Raw genomic sequence first — 16,836 nt, 5'->3', positions numbered from 1 at the left:
GTACCGACAAGTCCATTACCCGGAAGGGCACTCCCGCACCCTCCGGCCTGCACCTTAGGGTGTCGCCATGACTGCCGGCCCGGCCACCTCGCGCACGCTCAAGGAGATCAACCTCCGCACCGTCTTCCAGACGATCCGTGCCGAGCGGCCGGTCTCCCGCGCCCAGTTGGCCCGGCGCACGGGGATATCCAAGCCCACCGTCTCGGCCCTCCTCCAGGATCTGCTGGAGATGGGCCTGGTGGCCGAGACCGGCCCGCAGGGGCGGCCGGCCCAAGGACCCACCTACGGCGCGCTGTTCTTCTCCCCGCGCCCGGACGCGGCCCACGTCCTGGGCCTGGACATGGGCGCCCGACGGCTCCGCGGGGTGCTCGCGGACCTGGAGGGCACGGTCCTGATCCGCGAGGACGTGGACGTGGACGGGCAGGACGCACCGCGGGTGGTGGCCGCCTCGGCCCGGCTCGCGGACCGGCTGGCAGCCGAGGCCGGCCTCCCGCGCACCGCGCTGCGGCACACCGCGGTCGGGGTGCCGGGGGTGGTGGACCGGAGGCGCGGACGGCTCGCGCAGGCCCTCAACGTGCCCGCGTTGGACGGCTTCCCGGCCGAGGCCGAGTTCCGCTCGGCCCTGCGGATGCCGGTGACCGTGGAGAACGACATCAACCTGGCCGCGCTGGGCGAGCGCTGGTGCGGGCTGGGCCGGGACGCCGAGGACTTCGCCTTCGTCTCGATCGGCACCGGGGTCGGCGCCGGCCTGGTGCTCCGCGGCGAGCTCCACCGCGGATTCTCCGGTGCGGCGGGCGAGTTGGACTACGCGATCGACCAGCGCTCCCAGCCGGACAACGACCCGTGCGCGCCCGCGCTGCTGCGCTACGCCCGGGCACGGCTCCAGGTCCCGGCCGACGGGCCGCCGCTGACCACGGAGCGGGTCTTCGCCCTGGCCCGCGAGGGGCATCCGGGCGCGCTGGCCGTGCTGGACGAGGAGGCCCGGCGGATCACCGGCTACATCGCCCCGCTCGCGGCGGTGGCGGACGTCGAGCTGGTGGTGCTGGGCGGCGGCATCGGCCTCAACGGCGACCTGCTGCTGGACCGGGTGTCGGCCAGGCTGGCCGGCCGGGTGCCCTACCCGCCGCGGCTGGCGGTCTCCGGACTGGGGTCGGGGGCGGTGCTGTCCGGGGCGGTCGCGGTGGCCGCCCAGGCGGCGCTGGAACAGATCCTGAGCCACCGCTTCCACGCCCCGCTGTAGCGAGCGGCTCCGCTCAGCCGACTCCCCTCAGCCGGCTCCGCTCGGACGCGACGCCGAGCGCGGCGCCGCAGGCGCCGGCAACAAGGGGCGGGAGAACCGCACGGCCGGCCGGTGAGCTGCCGCACTCGGCAGCGGAGGCCGCGGCGGCCCCGGGCCCACTGCCGGGCCGCGCGGCCGTCGCGCGCGGGCCGCACTACGCGCCGTGGGGCGTCCCGTCCGGGCGTGCCGGGACGGCGTCCTGGATGACGTCCCGGGGTGTCCCCGGAGGCGCCGCGTCGACCGGCTCCGCCGGCGAGACCGCCTCCGTCTCCGCCTCCGCCGACCGCGTCTCGCTCCACTCCCGCTCCCGCGCGGCCCGCGCGTCGCGCCGGTTGAGCCGGACCGAGGACCACAGCGCGACGGCGATGAAGCAGACCCCGATCAGCCCGGTGACGATCTCCGGCACCTGGTACTTGATGCCGATCAGCAGCACCACCGCCAGCGCGCCGATCGCGTAGTGCGCCCCGTGCTCCAGGTACACGTACTCGTCCAGCGTGCCCTGCCGGACCAGGTAGACGGTCAGGGAGCGGATGAACATCGCGCCGATGCCCAGGCCGACCGCGATCTGGAAGATCTCCTGGCTGACCGCGAAGGCGCCGACCACCCCGTCGAAGGAGAAGGTCGCGTCCAGCACCTCCAGGTAGACGAAGAGGAGGAACGCGGCCCGTCCGGCCACCGCCGTCCCGCGCCCGGATCCGGCGGCCGGCCGGCCTCCGCCCTCCGCCCCTTCCTCCGCCCCTTCCTTCGCCTCCGCCGTCTCCTCGTCCTGCCGCTCGGCGCTCGACTCGAACCAGTTGGACGCCCCCTCCACCAGCAGGAAGGCGGCCAGCCCGGAGATCCCGGCTATCGCCACCGTGCCGGTGCCGATGCCGTCCTGGCGAAGGAAGACCACCACCGCCACCAGCACCAGCAGCGCGAAGAAGACCACCGGCAGCCGCCCGTCGCTCCGGCTGCGCAGCGCGAACCGCTGCAGCGGGTTCTCGATCCATTTGAGCCAGGCGTACTCGCTCTCGCTGATCAGGAAGTTGAGGAAGATCATCAGCAGGAACATCCCGCCGAAGGCGGCGATCGCCGGGTGCGCCGCCTGCAGATGCTGTGCGTAGTCCAGCCCGTGGTACGTCCGGTGGGGGTCGAGGGCCAGCTCGATGGCGGTCTTCGGGCCGATCTGCGCGGTCGCGCCGACCACCAGCAGCGGGAAGACCAGCCGCATGCCGAAGACCGCGATCAGCACCCCGAGGGTGAGGAAGAGCTTCTGCCAGAACGCCGGCATCCGGCGCAGCACGGTGGCGTTGACGACGGCGTTGTCGAAGGAGAGCGAGATCTCCAGGATGGCGAGGATCAGGACCACCCCGAAGCCGGTGGGTCCCCAGAGCGTGGCGGAGGCGGCGAGCGCGACGGCCGAGGCGCCGACGGCCCACCCGAAGGTGCGGAAGAACACGGCGGTGGATCCCTTTCCGCTACTGGACGTTGACGCCGTGCTGCAGTGCGATGCCGCGCAGCCCCGTCGGATATCCGCGGCCCACCGCATGGAACCGCCAGTCGCCGCGCCCGGAGGGGCCGTCGGCCTCGGCCCGCACCAGCTCGCCGAAGACCATCGCGGTCTGCTCCGAGGCCTCACCGGTGAGGTCGTAGCGGGCGAGCTCGCTCCCGTCGGCCTGGTCGACGACGCGTATGTAGGCGTCGCTCACCCGCCCGAAGTTCTGGCCTCTGATCTCCGCCTCGTAGATCGAGACGCAGAAGACGATCGCGTCCACCTCCGGCGGCACCTGCTCCAGGTCGACCTGGATCGTCTCGTCGTCCTGGGCGCCCGTGCCGCCGCGCAGTTCGTCGCCCATGTGCTCGACGGAGCCGTCGGGGGACTTGAGGTTGTTGTAGAAGACGAACCAGTCGTCGCCGAGCACCCTGCCGTGCGCGCAGAGCAGTGCACTGGCGTCCAGATCGAACGGCGCCGCGGCCGGGTCCACCGGTTCTCCGCGCTCCGCCGCTTCCGCGAGGTCGGCGGGCTCCCGGCCCCCTGGCCGCGCCCGCCAGCCGAGGCCGACCTCCACGGCGCTGAGATGGGGGGCCACCGTGCTCAGGGAGACGTTTCCGCCCTTGGCGAGCGTCACGCTCATCCTGCTCCTCCTTCGGCTCCGCTCGGGTGGTCTGCGACGTCGTGTCCCCGCGCCGCGGTGCCCGCCGTGACGGCGAGCGACGGCACGCACGAAGCAGGCCTCCCCCGCAGGCCGCTCCTCCAGTCCTACGGCACCGCGAGCGCCGGTGGTGCCCGAAGAGCACCTGAATTTCCCTGAACTGAAGGTGCGCGCCCCCCGGCGCGCGCTTCACCACGTGCGCCTATCCGCGCCTCAACTCCCCCGGCGCACACCACTGCCACGCAACGCGGAACGGGCCGCCGGAAGCCGGCGATCGGCATCCGACGACCCGTCAGGGCGCCACCTGGGCAGAGCGGTTCAGGGGATCAAGGGGATCAGACGTCCACCCCGAAGTCGGCGGCGATCCCGCGCAGACCGGTGCGGTACCCCTCCCCGATCGCCCGGAACTTCCACTCCCCGCCGAAGCGGTAGAGCTCGCCGAAGACCACCGCGGTGTCCAGCGCCGCGTCCTCGGAGAGGTCGTAGCGCGCGATCTCCTCCCCGTTCGCCCGGTTGACCACCCTGATGAAGGCGTTCCGCACCTGGCCGAAGTTCTGGCCGCGCTGCTCGCCCTGGTAGACCGAGACCACCACGACGATCCGCTGCACCTCCGGCGGCACCGCCGCCAGATTGACCCGGATCGCCTCGTCGTCGCCCGGCCCGACGCCGTTGCGGTTGTCTCCCGAGTGCTCGACCGACCCGTCCGAACTGGCCCGGTTGTTGTAGAAGACGAAGTCCTCGTCCCGGGCAACCCGGCCCTCCGCGGTGGCCAGGATCGCGCTGGCGTCCAGGTCGAAGCCGGTGCCCGCGGTGGTCCGGACGTCCCACCCCAGTCCGACGTCGACCGCGGTCAGCCCGGGCGCCTCCTTCGACAGCGAGACGGTGCCGCCCTTGTTGAGGCTCACCACCACGAGAGCTACCTACCCCTTCGGCCGGGAACGGTGACGGTCCTTCAGCACCCGCAGGTCAGCCGGCCGATCAGAGGGCCGACAGCGCCTTCAGGTACTCCTGCTGGTCACGGGCGTCCGGCAGGCCGTTCACCACGGTCCAGCGCACGACGCCCTGCTTGTCGATGACGAAGGTCCCGCGCACCGCGCAGCCCTTCTCCTCGTCGAAGACGCCGTAGGCCCGGGAAGCGGCTCCATGCGGCCAGAAGTCCGAGAGCAGCGGGTACTCCAGGCCCTCCTTCTCGGCGAACACCCGCAGGCTGAACGGGCTGTCGTTGCTGACCGCCAGGATCTGCACGTCGTCGTTCTGGAACTGCGGCAGCTCGCGCTCCAGGGAGCAGAGCTCACCGGTGCAGACGCCGGTGAAGGCGAACGGGTAGAACACCAGGACGACGTTCTTGCTGCCCCGGAAGTCGGAGAGCTTCACCAGCTCGCCGTGCTGGTTCTTCAGCTCGAAGTCCGGAGCCTCGGTACCGATCTCGACCGCCATAGCGATTCGCCCTCCAAGTCGGAGACTGTAGAAGTCCGTCGAAGAGGCGCCCACTCGGACGCCCCGCCCAGTGTCCCATCCGGAAGATCCGCAGCGGACAATGGATCCCATGTACGACCATCCGCGCGGCCCGCGGGGCGCTGCCTCCCATCCCCAGGACGAGCTGCGCGGCCGGGTACTGCGCGCCTGGGACGCCTTCCTCGCCGGGCTCGGCGAGGCCCCCGAGCCGACCCCCGCGCTGGCCGCCCTGGGCGACTGGCCCGAGGACCGCTTCCTGGCCCGCCTGCTGACCGAGGCGCGGTCCGCCGCGGAGGGCCCCGCCCACGGCCTCGCCGCCCCAGGAGCCGCCCCAGGAGCCGCCCCCGGCCCGCCCGACGAAGGAGCCGCCCGCACAGCTGCCCGCGGACCCGTCGCCGAAGGCCCCGCCCAGGTCCCGTCACCCCCGGCCCCCCACGGCGCGGTCGCCGCCGCCGAGCCGCGGCGGCTGCCGCCGCCCTCCGCCGCCGACCTGCGGTCCGCCCTGCGGCGGGCCCGGGACACCACCGCCGAGGTGCTCGACCGGCTGGCCCGTCCCGAGTCGGCGGCGCTGGCCGCGGCCCGGACGGGCTCCGCGTACGGCCCCCTCCCCCTCCTCACCCAGGTGCACGCGATCCCCTTCCAGCTCGCCCTGGCGCTGCCGCGGACCGCGACCGCCGGGGAGCCGCTGCAGGACGCCGCCTGCGCGGCGCTCCTCGACGTCCTCGGCGCCCTGGCCTTCCGGCGCGGCCTGCGGGCCACCGCGGCGGCGCACACCACCGACGGCCGCGGCTGGTGGTTCCGCGCCGACGGCGAGGGCTGGACCCTGGCGCCGGCGCCCGGCGGCGACCTGCCGGGGCCGGAGGCGCGCACGGAGGTCCTGCTGGGCGTGGCCGCGGGCCGCTGCTCCGTCCCCACCCTGCTGGCCCGCCGCGAGCTCCGCCTCCGCCGGATCCCGCAGCTGCTCGCCCTGACCCCGCTGCTGGACGACCTCCCGGTCAGCATCCCGCTCCCCCGGGCGGTGACCGGCCTGCTGGGCAGGCTCGCCTTCTAGCGCCGCCTGACCCACGCTGAGCGGCCGTTCCGGAGCCGCGCGCCCGCCCCCATGACGAAGCCGCACCCGGCAAGGGCTTCCGGGGAGATCCGGAGTCCCTTGCCGAGTGCGGCGGAGTTCACGGCCGGGCGCGCGGTTCCCCGCGGCCCGTGACGGCGCTTCGCGCCATCGGGCCCGGGGCGGCGGCCCCGGGAAGCGTTACTTCTTCGACGACTTGGGGGAGGCCAGCCTGCTGGCTACCCAGTCCTTGCCGACCGTCAGAGTCGACGTCTGCGAAAGGCCTGCGGTCTTCGCGGCATCGGCGATGTCCTGCGGCTCCACATGCCCGGGCCGGCCGGTCTTCGGCGTCAGCAGCCACACCAGGCCGCCCTCGGCCAGATACTCCAGGGCATCGACGAGGGTGTCCGTCAGATCGCCGTCCTCTTCATCGTCTCGGTACCACAGCAGCACCGCGTCAGCGACGTCGCCGTACTCCTCGTCGACGAGCTCGGTGTTCAGCAGTTCCTCGACCGCCTCGCGGAACTCCTGATCGGAGTCCTCGTCGTAACCGAGCTCCTGGACCACCTGTCCCGGCTCAAGGCCCAGCCGACGTGCGGTCTTGAGCCTGTCCTCCGCGGGGTCCGCGGTCGCGCTCACGGGTATGACCTCCTGTATCCGTCCCGGCCTTCCCGGCCGGGGTTGTGGGCGTAGTCCACACGGGCGGGGCGGTTCGCGCAAGTACCCAGGTCGCGCCGTCGCCCGAACGTTGACGTCTGATTGCTGGACACGCCGTAGAGCGTGACACACCTCACTGCCCTTTGTCCTCATTTAGACGCTTCCCGACCGCCTCTGCCCACGGGGGAGCAAGAGGACGGTGTGACGGTCGCCCACCGCGGGCGCCGAGAACTCCACGCCGCGTTCACTCGCCGCGAACCGCAGGTCCTCGTGGCCCCTTCCCGCCCAGGGGGAGAACAGGCGTACAGTCTCGGGGTGGCCCACCAAACCATCGCCACCCACCACCGGTCGGTTTGATCGATAATCGGTTACCGATGAGTAGAGATGACGGATCTCCGACCGCGGTACACGATGGAGGCGGCGCGACCCATCTCTACGACCGACAGTGAAGGAACAGCGTGGCTTCCGGATCCGATCGCAACCCGATCATGATTGGCGGCCTGCCCAGCCAGGTCCCGGACTTCGATCCCGAGGAGACCGGCGAGTGGCTTGACTCGCTCGACGCCGCCATCGACGAGCGCGGCCGCGAGCGTGCCCGCTACCTGATGCTCCGCCTGATCGAGCATGCCCGCGCCAAGCGCGTGGCCGTGCCCGAGATGCGCAGCACGGACTACGTCAACACCATCGCGACCAAGGACGAGCCGTTCTTCCCCGGCAACGAGGAGATCGAGCGCAAGATCCTGAACGCGACCCGGTGGAACGCGGCCGTGATGGTGTCCCGCGCCCAGCGCCCCGGCATCGGGGTCGGCGGCCACATCGCGACCTTCGCCTCCTCCGCGTCCCTCTACGACGTGGGCTTCAACTACTTCTTCCGGGGCAAGGACGCCGAGGGTGAGTCCGGCGACCAGGTCTACTTCCAGGGCCACGCCTCCCCCGGCATCTACGCCCGGGCCTTCCTTCTGGACCGGCTCAGCGAGCAGCAGCTGGACGGCTTCCGCCAGGAGAAGTCGAAGGCGCCGAACGCCCTCTCCAGTTACCCCCACCCGCGCTCGATGCCGGACTTCTGGGAGTTCCCGACCGTCTCCATGGGCCTCGGCCCGCTCGGCGCGATCTACCAGGCCCGGATGAACCGGTACATGACCGACCGGGGCATCAAGGACCTCACGGACTCGCACGTCTGGGCCTACCTCGGCGACGGCGAGATGGACGAGGTCGAGTCGCTCGGCCAGCTGACCATCGCCGCCCGGGAGAACCTGGACAACCTGACCTTCGTGGTCAACTGCAACCTCCAGCGTCTGGACGGCCCGGTCCGCGGCAACGGCAAGATCATGCAGGAGCTGGAGTCGGTCTTCCGCGGCGCCGGCTGGAACGTCATCAAGCTGGTCTGGGACCGCACCTGGGACCCGCTGCTGGCGCAGGACCGGGACGGCGTCCTGGTCGAGAAGCTGAACAAGACCCCGGACGGCCAGTTCCAGACGTACGCGACCGAGTCCGGCGAGTACATCCGGGAGAACTTCTTCGGCAGCGACCTGCGGCTGCGGAAGATGGTCGAGGGCCTGACCGACCAGCAGATCCAGCACCTGGGTCGCGGCGGCCACGACCACCGCAAGATCTACGCCGCGATGAAGGCGGCCCGCGAGCACAAGGGCCAGCCGACGGTGATCCTCGCCCAGACCGTCAAGGGCTGGACGCTCGGCCCCAACTTCGAGGGCCGCAACGCGACCCACCAGATGAAGAAGCTGACCGTCGAGGACCTCAAGCGGTTCCGCGACCGTCTGCACCTGCCGATCGCCGACAAGGACCTCGAGAGCGGCCTGCCCCCGTACTTCCACCCGGGCCGGAACTCCGAGGAGATCCAGTACATGCACGACCGCCGGCGGGAGCTCGGCGGCTTCGTGCCGACCCGCAAGGTCCGCAGCAAGCCGCTGGAGCTGCCCGGCGACGACGCCTACAAGGCGCTGAAGAAGGGCTCGGGCAACCAGCAGATCGCCACCACGATGGCGTTCGTCCGGCTGCTCAAGGACCTGATGCGGGACAAGAACATCGGCAAGCGCTTCGTGCCGATCGCGCCCGACGAGTACCGCACCTTCGGCATGGACTCGCTCTTCCCCTCGGCGAAGATCTACTCGCCGCAGGGCCAGACCTACGAGTCGGTCGACCGCGAGCTGCTGCTGGCGTACAAGGAGTCGACCACCGGGCAGATGCTGCACGACGGCATCTCCGAGGCCGGCTGCACCGCTTCGGCGATCGCCGCGGGCTCCGCGTACGCGACCCACGGCGAGCCGCTGATCCCGGTCTACGTCTTCTACTCGATGTTCGGGTTCCAGCGCACCGGCGACCAGTTCTGGCAGATGGCCGACCAGTTGGTGCGCGGTTTCGTCCTGGGCGCGACCGCCGGCCGGACCACGCTCACGGGTGAGGGCCTGCAGCACGCCGACGGCCACTCGCAGCTGCTGGCCTCGACCAACCCGGCGGCCGTGGCCTACGACCCGGCCTTCGGCTTCGAGATCGCGCACATCGTCCAGGACGGCATGCGGCGGATGTACGGCTCCTCGCCGGAGCACCCCCACGGCGAGGACGTCTTCTACTACCTCACCGTCTACAACGAGCCGATCAAGATGCCGGCCGAGCCGGAGAACGTGGACGTCGAGGGCATCCTCAAGGGCGTCTACAAGTACCGGCCGGGCACCGAGGGCGAGATCCCGGCGCAGATCCTCGCCTCCGGCGTGGGGATGGGCTGGGCCCTGGAGGCCCAGGAGATCCTGGCCCGCGACTGGAACGTGAAGGCCGACGTCTGGTCCGCCACCTCGTGGAACGAGCTCCGCCGGGACGCGGTGGCCTGCGAGGAGCACAACCTCCTCCACCCGGAGGAGGAGCAGCGCGTCCCGTACGTGACCCGCAAGCTCTCCGGCTCCGAGGGCCCGTTCGTGGCCGTCTCGGACTGGATGCGGGCGGTCCCGGACCAGATCTCGCGCTGGGTGCCGGGCCCCTGGCAGTCGCTGGGCGCGGACGGCTTCGGCTTCGCGGACACCCGCGGCGCCGCCCGCCGGTTCTTCCACATCGACGCCGAGTCGGTGGTCGTGGGCGTGCTGACCGAGCTGGCGAAGCAGGGCAAGGTGGACCGCTCGGTGCTGAAGGCCGCGATCGACCGGTACCAGCTGCTGGACGTCGCGGCGGCGGACCCGGGGGCGGCCGGCGGCGACGCCTGACGCTGCCACCCGATCGACGTCTGAGTGACGTCTGATCGACGTACGGTGCCCGGTGGGTGACGGATCGTCACCCACCGGGCACCGGTGTTTTTACCGGGCCTTTGTTCGAGCCGGTGCGCGCGGGAGTTCCCGTGAAGAGTTGTGAACCGGCGGGGTTCGCCGGCGGAACCGCGCCCTAGATTTGACGGCACATCAACAACATCGGTTCCCCGGACGGCGCGAACCCGCCACCTCCGGAACCGGTGCAAAGGCCTGAAGGAGCAGTCGATGCCGGCGAACCCCCGTCGCACCACCGCACTGTCCGCCGCGATCCTCGCGGTGCTCGGCGCAGCCGCACCCGCGGCAGCCGTCGCCGCCCCCGCGGCAGCCGCCCTGAACGCCCCCGCCCAGAGCCTGGCCGCCCATGTGACGGACCCCCACGGGCGAATACTCAACTCCTCGAGCTCCAACTGGGCCGGCTACGCGGCCACCGGCTCCAAGTTCACCAGCATCACCGCCAGCTGGACCCAGCCGTCGGTGAGCTGCGGCAGCTCGACCACGTACTCCAGCTTCTGGGTGGGCCTGGACGGCGACGGCAGCAACTCGGTGGAGCAGACCGGCACGGAGGCCGACTGCTCGGGCGGCAGCCCGGTCTACTCGTCCTGGTACGAGATGTACCCGAAGTACCCGGTGAACTTCTCCAACACGGTCAGGCCGGGCGACAAGTTCACCGCCACCGTGACCACCAACGGCAGCGGCTCCTTCACCCTCACCCTGGCCAACAACACCGAGGGCTGGACCAAGACCGTCAACGCGACCCTGAAGAGCGCCGCCCTGGCCTCGGCCGAGGTGATCGCGGAGGCGCCGTCCAGCTCCAGCGGGGTGCTGCCGCTCTCCAACTTCGGCACCGTGAACTTCAGCGGCTCCAAGGCCAACGGCCAGAGCATCGGCAACTTCTCCCCGGACCAGATCAACATGGCCTCCGGCTCCACCACCAAGGCCACCACCTCGTCCCTGAGCAGCGGCACCGCCTTCTCGGTGACCTGGAAGCACAGCTGACGGCGAGGGGCGGACGCCCGGATCGGCCCGATCCGTCCGGAAGGCGCCGAGCCACTTGAGCCGAGCACCTGTCCGCCCACTGATCCCCCTCCTACCTTGACGGGCAACGGCACCACGCGACCGTCCAGGGAAAGAGGGGGATTCCCTTTGCCCGCACGCCGATTCACCAAGCAGACGAAACGCCGGGCGCTCGCCGCCGGCTGTGCCGCGGTGGCCGCGATGGCCACCGCGGCCGCAGGCGCAGCCGTCCCGACCGGTTCCGCCGGGGCCGCGGCGAAGGCCGCCGACGCGGCCTCCCGCCAGGTCCGCCTCCACCGGGCCGCCTCCGCGACCAGCACCAACTGGGCCGGCTACACCGCCTCCGGCGGCGGCTGGACCCAGGTCTCGGCGGGCTGGCGCCAGCCCGCGGCGCGCTGCTCGGCGGGGGACGGGGTCTCCTCCTTCTGGGTCGGCCTGGACGGGGTGTCCAGCGGCACGGTCGAGCAGATCGGCACCGACACGGACTGCGCCGCCGGCCTGCCGTCCGTCTACGGCTGGTACGAGCTCTACCCCGGCCCCCCGGTCGACTTCGCCGCGCCGGTGCGGGCCGGGGACCACATGTGGGCCTCGGTCACCGCGGGCGCGGGCCGCTCGTTCACCCTGCGGCTGGTGGACATCACCCGCGGCTGGAGCCGGACCGAGCACCGCCGGCTGGGCGCCGCGCGGCTCTCCTCGGCCGAGGTGATCGCGGAGGCGCCGTCCAGCTCCTCGGGCAGCGTGCAGCCGCTGGCCGACTTCGGCGCGGTGACCTTCCTCGGCGCCACCGCCGACGGGCGGTCGCTCGGCTCCGCCGGACCGCAGCGGCTGACCATGGCCTCCCGCGGGGGGACGGTCAAGGCGCGGACCTCGCCGCTGGACGGGGGGCGGCAGTTCACCGTCACCTGGTACCACCACTGATCAGGACCCCCTACCCGGGTACCAGCGGGCCGCGCCAGAATGACCGCCCCGGTACGACGCCCCCGCGGCGGCCGTCGACCTACCGTCCGCGGCATGAACGAGAACACGACCGTCCGACGTCCGATCACCCACGGCAGCGCCACGACCCGCAGCACGCCGACCCGCAGCACGCCGACCCACAGCGCGGGGATCCACAGCGGGCCCGCCGGCCCGGTCCGCCGGGCGCTGCGGCTGACCCGCTTCGGCTTCACCGCCCTCCCCCGGGATGCCGGGGCGCTGCTCCTCGGCCTGGCCGGAGCGCGGCGCCGGGCCGCGCGCCTGGCGCTTGGCCGGTCCGGTCCGCCCCCCGCCGGGCGCCCGCAGCCGGTCCGGTACGCGCTGGCCGTACTGCCGCTCTCCCTCCTCGCCTTCGTCTCCGCCGGCCTCTGCGTCTACGGAATCGGCGCCGGCTGGCTCTATCCGCTGCGGCCGGACGCGTTCCCCTCGATCGGCCATATGTTCAGCGCCGACCCGCGGATGCGGGACTCCTGGGGCGGACCCACCCTGTTCGGCGCCTGGATGGTGCACGCCGGGATCGTGGTCGCCTTCCAGGCCGCCGCGCTGCCGCTGTTCGCCGCCCACCGGCGGCTGCGGAGCCGAATAGCAGCCCGTCGGCTGACCGCCGCGCCCTGACCGGGGGCCGACGCACTTAGGCTGGGCGCGGGATGACGACACATCAGGAGAGCGGAGGCCTGCTGCGCGCGCTACCGCACGCCCTCGCCTGGCTCCTCGCGCTGGTGCTGGTGCCCACCCAGCAGATCTATCTGCAGCAGGACTTCGGCCTGCCGGCCGCCGCGGCCTGGGTGCTCTCGGTGCTGCAGGCCTCCGCGCTGCCGGTGGCCGCCCGCCGGGCGCTACCGGGCTGGGTCTGGGCGGCCGCGACGGACCTGGCCGCGGCCCTCACCGTGCTGGGCACCGGCCGGCGCGACGTCTTCCCCTGGCCATGGGCGGCGCCCGCCCTGATCGGCTACCTCTTCGTGCTGCTGACGGTGGGGCTGCGGGAGTCCCGCCGGACCGCGGCCGCGGTCTGGGCGGCCACCGCGCTCCTCGGCTTCGGAGTGAGCGCCGCCGTGCCCCGGCAGCACGGCTTCGGCGACAGCCTGATCGTGCTGTTCCTCGGCGGGGTGGTGCTGGTGGCCGGCTACGCGGTCCGGGAGCGGGGGCAGACCCAGCGCCGGCTGGTCGAGCAGGAGCGGATCAGCGAGGCCGAGCGGGCCCGGCGGATGCTGCTGGAGGAGCGCGCCCGGATCGCCCGCGAACTCCACGACGTGGTGGCGCACCATATGTCGGTGATCGCGGTGCAGGCGGACAGCGCCCCGTACCGGATCACCGGGCTGCCGGAGGCGGCCACCGAGGAGTTCGCCTCGATCGGCGGCGCGGCCCGCGAGTCGCTGACCGAGCTGCGCCGGCTGCTCGGGGTGCTGCGCAGCGAGGACGCGGCGGTGGAGCGGGCCCCGCAGCCGGGGGTGGAGGAGCTCCCGCGCCTGGTCGCGGCGACCGGGCGGGCCGGGCTCCCGGTCGGGCTGGAGGTGGCCGAGGGGCTCGGCGAGCCCGGCGCCCTCCCCCGCGCGGTGGACCTCTCCGCGTACCGGATCGTCCAGGAGGCGCTGAGCAATGTGGTGCGCCATGCGCCGGGGGCGCCCACCCGGGTGCGGCTGGAGCGGGCGGAGGGGGCCCGGACGGGGGCGCCGAGGGAGGCGCGGTGCTGCGGGTGTCGGTGTGCAATGATCCGGCTCCCGACGGCCGCGGGCGCTCCCCGGTGGAGGCCTCGGGACCGGATCGGCCCGGCCACGGCCTGACGGGGATGCGCGAGCGGGTCTCCGCCCTGGGCGGCAGGCTGACCGCGGGCGCCCTCCCGGAGGGCGGTTTCCACGTGATCGCCGTACTGCCGTTCGCCGTACCGCCGTGCGGCGGCGGCGCCCCACCGGAGGAAGGGTCCCGACCGGAATGACCACCAGGGTCGTGATCGCCGACGACCAGGCGATGGTGCGGGCCGGCTTCGCCGCCCTGCTGAACGCACAGCCGGACATCGACGTGGTCGGCGAGGCGCCGGACGGCCGGGCCGCGGTCGAGGTCTGCGGCGCCACCCACCCCGACGTGGTGCTGATGGACGTCCGGATGCCCGAGCTGGACGGGCTGGAGGCGGCCCGGCTCCTGCTGGACGCGCAGGCGGCGGCGGCCCTGACCGCCCACCGCTGCAAGGTGCTGATGCTGACCACCTTCGACATCGACGACTACGTCTACGAGGCGCTGCGCGTGGGCGCCAGCGGCTTCCTGCTGAAGGACGCCCCGCCGGCGGACCTGATCTCCGCGGTCCGGATCGTGGCCGCCGGCGACGCGCTGCTGGCCCCGTCGGTGACCCGCCGGCTGATCGCGGACTTCGTCCGCAGCCGGCCGGCCGGGGCCGCGGCCCCCTCGGCCGCGGCCCTCCGGCTGCCGGCGCTGACCGCGCGGGAACGGGAGGTGCTGGTGCTGGTCGCCCGCGGGCTGTCCAACACGGAGATCGCCGGGCGGCTGGTGCTGGCGGAGCAGACGGTGAAGACCCACGTCAGCCGGGTGCTGACCAAGCTGGCGCTGCGTGACCGGGCGCAGGCGGTGGTCTTCGCCTACGAGTCCGGGCTGGTCGTCGCGGGCGACGAGGGCTGACCAGGGGCGCGCGGAAAACGGCCTCCGCGTGACGAGGGTCACAGTAAGGCGACACGGCGTCCGAATCCGACCGGACCTGGACCGATCGTGTGAATCGAGAGTGAAAACAAGGCACGAAGCAGCACCTTTGTGACACTTGTCGCAGTTGTCGATGTGGGGCGGCCCTTGATCCTTTGAGGAACCGCCTTACGCTGGCCGACGGTCGCCGGTTTCCGGTCGCCGGTCGCCGGTCGCGAGAAGACCAGCGACCCGACCAGCAGTACCCGACCAGCCAGAGCACGACCTGCGGGCCCGGCCCGTGCCACGGTCGCCGGCCCAACAGAGGGAGACACCTGCGGATGCGGTTGAAGCGCACGCTGATCGCGGCGGTGGTCTCCCTCGCCGTCCTCTGCGGCAGCGGAGCGGCCGCCGCCGGGGCGGCCGTCTCCGACGAGCAGGTCGCGATCACCGGGCCGCTGCCCGGGACCACCGCATGGCACCGCGACCACGCGCTGGACCGCTCCCTGCCCGACCCGCAGAGCGCCGAGCCGGCCGACACCGCCGCGTTCTTCGCCTCGCTGAGCGACGCCCAGCAGGAGCAGCTGGCCCAGCGGTACCCGCTGGTGGTCGGCAACCTCGACGGCGCCCCCGTCCAGCTGCGCTACCGGGCCAACCGGATCGCCCTCCAGCAGGCCGTCGCCGATCCGCGCACCTCGGCCGCGCTGGCCGGCGAGTACCGGGCGCTGCTGCGGCCCGGCCGGCAGATCCTCGCCTTCGACCCGCGCAGCCGGGGCCAGGTGGCCGAGGTCTTCGGCGACCTGACGGCGGCTCAGCGGATCTCCGTCCTGGTCCCCGGCTCCGATGTGGACGCCACCCACTACGAGGACACCCAGCAGCCCCCGCGGGCCGCCGCCGGGATGGCCCAGTCGCTCTACGCGCAGGAGCAGGCGGACTCCCCCGGCACCAGGACCGCCGTGATCGCCTGGGCCGACTACACCACCCCGGTCGGCCTCGGCGCGGACGCCGCCACCTCGCGGCTCGCCGAGGCGGCCGTCCCCCGGCTCGACCACCTCCTCGCCGGGCTGCGGGCGACCACCCACCCGCTGACCGCGCCCTCGCTCTTCTGCCACTCCTACGGCTCGGTGGTCTGCGGCCTCGCCGCGCCCGGGATCCGGCGCAGCCACGGGGTCACCGACATGGTGGTCTTCGGCAGCCCCGGGATGGGCGTCCCGGACGCCGCCAAGCTCGGCGACGGCGTACGGCTGTGGGCGACCAGGAACGGCAGCGACTGGATCTCCAACGTCCCGTACCTGGAGGTCGAGGGCCTGGGCCACGGGGCCGACCCGACCAGCGCGGGCTTCGGCTCCCGGGTGGTCTCGGCGGCCGGGGCGCACGGCCACACCGGCTACCTCTACCCCGGCACGGACAGCCTGCGGAGCTTCGCCGACATCGCCCTCGGCCGGTACTCCGACGTGGTCTGCGCGACGGGTGACCCGAGCTGCGACCGGGGTCTGTGAGCCGCGTACCCTCGCGGAGGACGACCTGAGCGCGGGACGACCGGAGTGGGAGCGGAATGGACAGCCTGCGGGCGATCGACGACTGGCCGGTGAGCACGGCCGCCGCCGCGGTGGTGCGGAGCGACGGCTCGACCGCCGGAGTGCACGGGCCGGTGAACCGCCCGTTCATGCTGGCCTCGGTGACCAAGCTGCTGACCGCCTACGCGGTGCTGGTCGCGGTCGAGGAGGGGGCGCTGGAGCTCGACCAGCCGGCCGGGCCGGAGGGCTCGACCGTCCGCCACCTCCTCGCCCACACCTCCGGCCTGGCCTTCGACGAGCGGCGGGCGATGGCCGCCCCCGGCACCCGCCGCCTGTACTCCAACGCAGGATTCGACGTTTTGGCCGAGACCCTGGAAGCGGCGGCCGGGATGGCCTTCCCGGCGTACGTCGCCGAGGCGGTCCTGCAGCCGCTGGGGATGGCGGCCACCCACTTCCACGCCGAGGCGAAGAGCCTCGCGGGCGCCGGCGGCGTCTCCACCGCGGCCGACCTGGCCCGGTTCGCGGCGGAGCTCCAGGCGGAGCAGCCGAAGGTGCTCCACCCCTCCACCCTGCGGGCAGCCACCCGCGAGGTGGCCTTCCCCGGGCTCAGCGGCGTCCTGCCCGGCCTCGGCCACCAGCGGCCCAACGACTGGGGCCTGGGCTTCGAGATCCGGGACGGCAAGTCGCCGCACTGGACCGGCGGCCTCTCCTCGCCGGGCACCTACGGCCACTTCGGGCAGTCCGGGACCTTCCTGTGGGTGGACCCGGCGGCGGGCGCGGCCTGCGTGGCGCTGACCGACCGCTCCTTCGGCGACTGGTCCAAGGAGGCCTGGCCGGCCTTCACCGACGGCGTGCTGCGCGAACTCGGCGTCTAGGCGCCGCG

At 73.0% G+C, this 16,836-nt stretch carries 16 protein-coding genes; 11 read left to right on the top strand and 5 right to left on the bottom strand.

Annotated elements, in window-relative coordinates; all coding sequences use genetic code 11:
• The first annotated feature begins 67 nt into the window (after positions 1-67).
• Positions 68-1,240, top strand: a complete 1,173-nt coding sequence (locus tag BS73_RS26595; RefSeq protein ID WP_037576652.1) for an ROK family transcriptional regulator — start codon at positions 68-70, stop codon at positions 1,238-1,240.
• Between the two features lie 193 nt (positions 1,241-1,433).
• On the opposite strand, the gene BS73_RS26590 is transcribed toward BS73_RS26595, so the two are convergent.
• From BS73_RS26590 to BS73_RS26575, 4 genes are all read right to left on the bottom strand, one after another.
• Positions 1,434-2,717 (bottom strand): DUF475 domain-containing protein, encoded by a 1,284-nt coding sequence (locus tag BS73_RS26590; RefSeq protein ID WP_063837071.1) that lies wholly within the window; start codon positions 2,715-2,717, stop codon positions 1,434-1,436.
• Positions 2,718-2,736: 19 nt separating this feature from the next.
• Positions 2,737-3,393 carry a TerD family protein gene (locus BS73_RS26585; RefSeq protein ID WP_037576650.1) on the bottom strand — a complete coding sequence of 219 codons (657 nt, stop codon included), beginning with the start codon at positions 3,391-3,393 and terminating at the stop codon, positions 2,737-2,739.
• A gap of 353 nt (positions 3,394-3,746) precedes the next feature.
• A complete protein-coding gene (locus BS73_RS26580; protein WP_037576648.1) occupies positions 3,747-4,322 on the bottom strand; it encodes a TerD family protein in 576 nt (191 codons plus the stop codon).
• A gap of 67 nt (positions 4,323-4,389) precedes the next feature.
• Positions 4,390-4,848, bottom strand: a complete 459-nt coding sequence (locus BS73_RS26575; RefSeq protein WP_037576647.1) for a peroxiredoxin — start codon at positions 4,846-4,848, stop codon at positions 4,390-4,392.
• Between the two features lie 109 nt (positions 4,849-4,957).
• Here BS73_RS26575 and BS73_RS26570 point away from each other — a divergent pair, with 109 nt between their 5' ends.
• Positions 4,958-5,917 carry a hypothetical protein gene (locus tag BS73_RS26570; protein WP_037576646.1) on the top strand — a complete coding sequence of 320 codons (960 nt, stop codon included), beginning with the start codon at positions 4,958-4,960 and terminating at the stop codon, positions 5,915-5,917.
• A 198-nt stretch (positions 5,918-6,115) separates the two neighbouring features.
• On the opposite strand, the gene BS73_RS26565 is transcribed toward BS73_RS26570, so the two are convergent.
• The gene (locus BS73_RS26565) at positions 6,116-6,553 is read right to left on the bottom strand and encodes a DUF3052 domain-containing protein (RefSeq protein WP_037576644.1); all 438 of its coding nucleotides are present in this window, start codon (positions 6,551-6,553) and stop codon (positions 6,116-6,118) included.
• 476 nt (positions 6,554-7,029) lie between these two features.
• Between BS73_RS26565 and aceE the strand changes: the two genes are divergently transcribed.
• The 9 genes from aceE to BS73_RS26520 all read left to right on the top strand — a co-directional run bounded on the left by aceE (position 7,030) and on the right by BS73_RS26520 (position 16,828).
• The gene (gene aceE / locus BS73_RS26555) at positions 7,030-9,780 is read left to right on the top strand and encodes a pyruvate dehydrogenase (acetyl-transferring), homodimeric type (protein ID WP_037576637.1); all 2,751 of its coding nucleotides are present in this window, start codon (positions 7,030-7,032) and stop codon (positions 9,778-9,780) included.
• Between the two features lie 267 nt (positions 9,781-10,047).
• Positions 10,048-10,818 (top strand): G1 family glutamic endopeptidase, encoded by a 771-nt coding sequence (locus tag BS73_RS26550; protein ID WP_037576635.1) that lies wholly within the window; start codon positions 10,048-10,050, stop codon positions 10,816-10,818.
• A 147-nt stretch (positions 10,819-10,965) separates the two neighbouring features.
• Positions 10,966-11,754, top strand: a complete 789-nt coding sequence (locus BS73_RS26545) for a G1 family glutamic endopeptidase (RefSeq protein ID WP_152617728.1) — start codon at positions 10,966-10,968, stop codon at positions 11,752-11,754.
• Between the two features lie 93 nt (positions 11,755-11,847).
• The gene (locus BS73_RS26540; protein WP_037576632.1) at positions 11,848-12,426 is read left to right on the top strand and encodes a hypothetical protein; all 579 of its coding nucleotides are present in this window, start codon (positions 11,848-11,850) and stop codon (positions 12,424-12,426) included.
• A gap of 32 nt (positions 12,427-12,458) precedes the next feature.
• A complete protein-coding gene (locus tag BS73_RS26535) occupies positions 12,459-13,592 on the top strand; it encodes a sensor histidine kinase (RefSeq protein WP_051940704.1) in 1,134 nt (377 codons plus the stop codon).
• A gap of 5 nt (positions 13,593-13,597) precedes the next feature.
• A complete protein-coding gene (locus tag BS73_RS39945; protein ID WP_235215535.1) occupies positions 13,598-13,744 on the top strand; it encodes an ATP-binding protein in 147 nt (48 codons plus the stop codon).
• Entirely contained in the window at positions 13,741-14,439 is a 699-nt protein-coding gene (locus BS73_RS26530) for a response regulator (protein WP_037576631.1), read from the top strand. The genes BS73_RS39945 and BS73_RS26530 overlap by 4 nt, the downstream gene beginning before the upstream one ends.
• Positions 14,440-14,777: 338 nt before the next feature.
• A complete protein-coding gene (locus BS73_RS26525; protein ID WP_037576628.1) occupies positions 14,778-15,935 on the top strand; it encodes an alpha/beta hydrolase in 1,158 nt (385 codons plus the stop codon).
• A gap of 56 nt (positions 15,936-15,991) precedes the next feature.
• The gene (locus tag BS73_RS26520; protein ID WP_037576625.1) at positions 15,992-16,828 is read left to right on the top strand and encodes a serine hydrolase domain-containing protein; all 837 of its coding nucleotides are present in this window, start codon (positions 15,992-15,994) and stop codon (positions 16,826-16,828) included.
• Positions 16,829-16,836 lie beyond the last annotated feature (8 nt).

It is taken from the genome of Phaeacidiphilus oryzae TH49 (genome assembly GCF_000744815.1).
Lineage (GTDB): Bacteria > Actinomycetota > Actinomycetes > Streptomycetales > Streptomycetaceae > Phaeacidiphilus > Phaeacidiphilus oryzae.
The sequence above is the reverse complement of the archived record's forward strand: the minus strand, read 5'-3'. Positions and strand labels throughout refer to the sequence as shown.

Coding starts and splice junctions, on each gene's coding strand:
- BS73_RS26595 (WP_037576652.1), top strand. CDS start 68: ATGACTGCCGGCCCGGCCACCTCGCGCACGCTCAAGGAGATCAACCTC.
- BS73_RS26520 (WP_037576625.1), top strand. CDS start 15,992: ATGGACAGCCTGCGGGCGATCGACGACTGGCCGGTGAGCACGGCCGCC.
- BS73_RS26570 (WP_037576646.1), top strand. CDS start 4,958: ATGTACGACCATCCGCGCGGCCCGCGGGGCGCTGCCTCCCATCCCCAG.
- BS73_RS26525 (WP_037576628.1), top strand. CDS start 14,778: ATGCGGTTGAAGCGCACGCTGATCGCGGCGGTGGTCTCCCTCGCCGTC.
- BS73_RS26585 (WP_037576650.1), bottom strand. CDS start 3,393: ATGAGCGTGACGCTCGCCAAGGGCGGAAACGTCTCCCTGAGCACGGTG.
- BS73_RS26575 (WP_037576647.1), bottom strand. CDS start 4,848: ATGGCGGTCGAGATCGGTACCGAGGCTCCGGACTTCGAGCTGAAGAAC.
- BS73_RS26535 (WP_051940704.1), top strand. CDS start 12,459: ATGACGACACATCAGGAGAGCGGAGGCCTGCTGCGCGCGCTACCGCAC.
- BS73_RS39945 (WP_235215535.1), top strand. CDS start 13,598: ATGCGCGAGCGGGTCTCCGCCCTGGGCGGCAGGCTGACCGCGGGCGCC.
- BS73_RS26530 (WP_037576631.1), top strand. CDS start 13,741: ATGACCACCAGGGTCGTGATCGCCGACGACCAGGCGATGGTGCGGGCC.
- BS73_RS26550 (WP_037576635.1), top strand. CDS start 10,048: ATGCCGGCGAACCCCCGTCGCACCACCGCACTGTCCGCCGCGATCCTC.
- BS73_RS26540 (WP_037576632.1), top strand. CDS start 11,848: ATGAACGAGAACACGACCGTCCGACGTCCGATCACCCACGGCAGCGCC.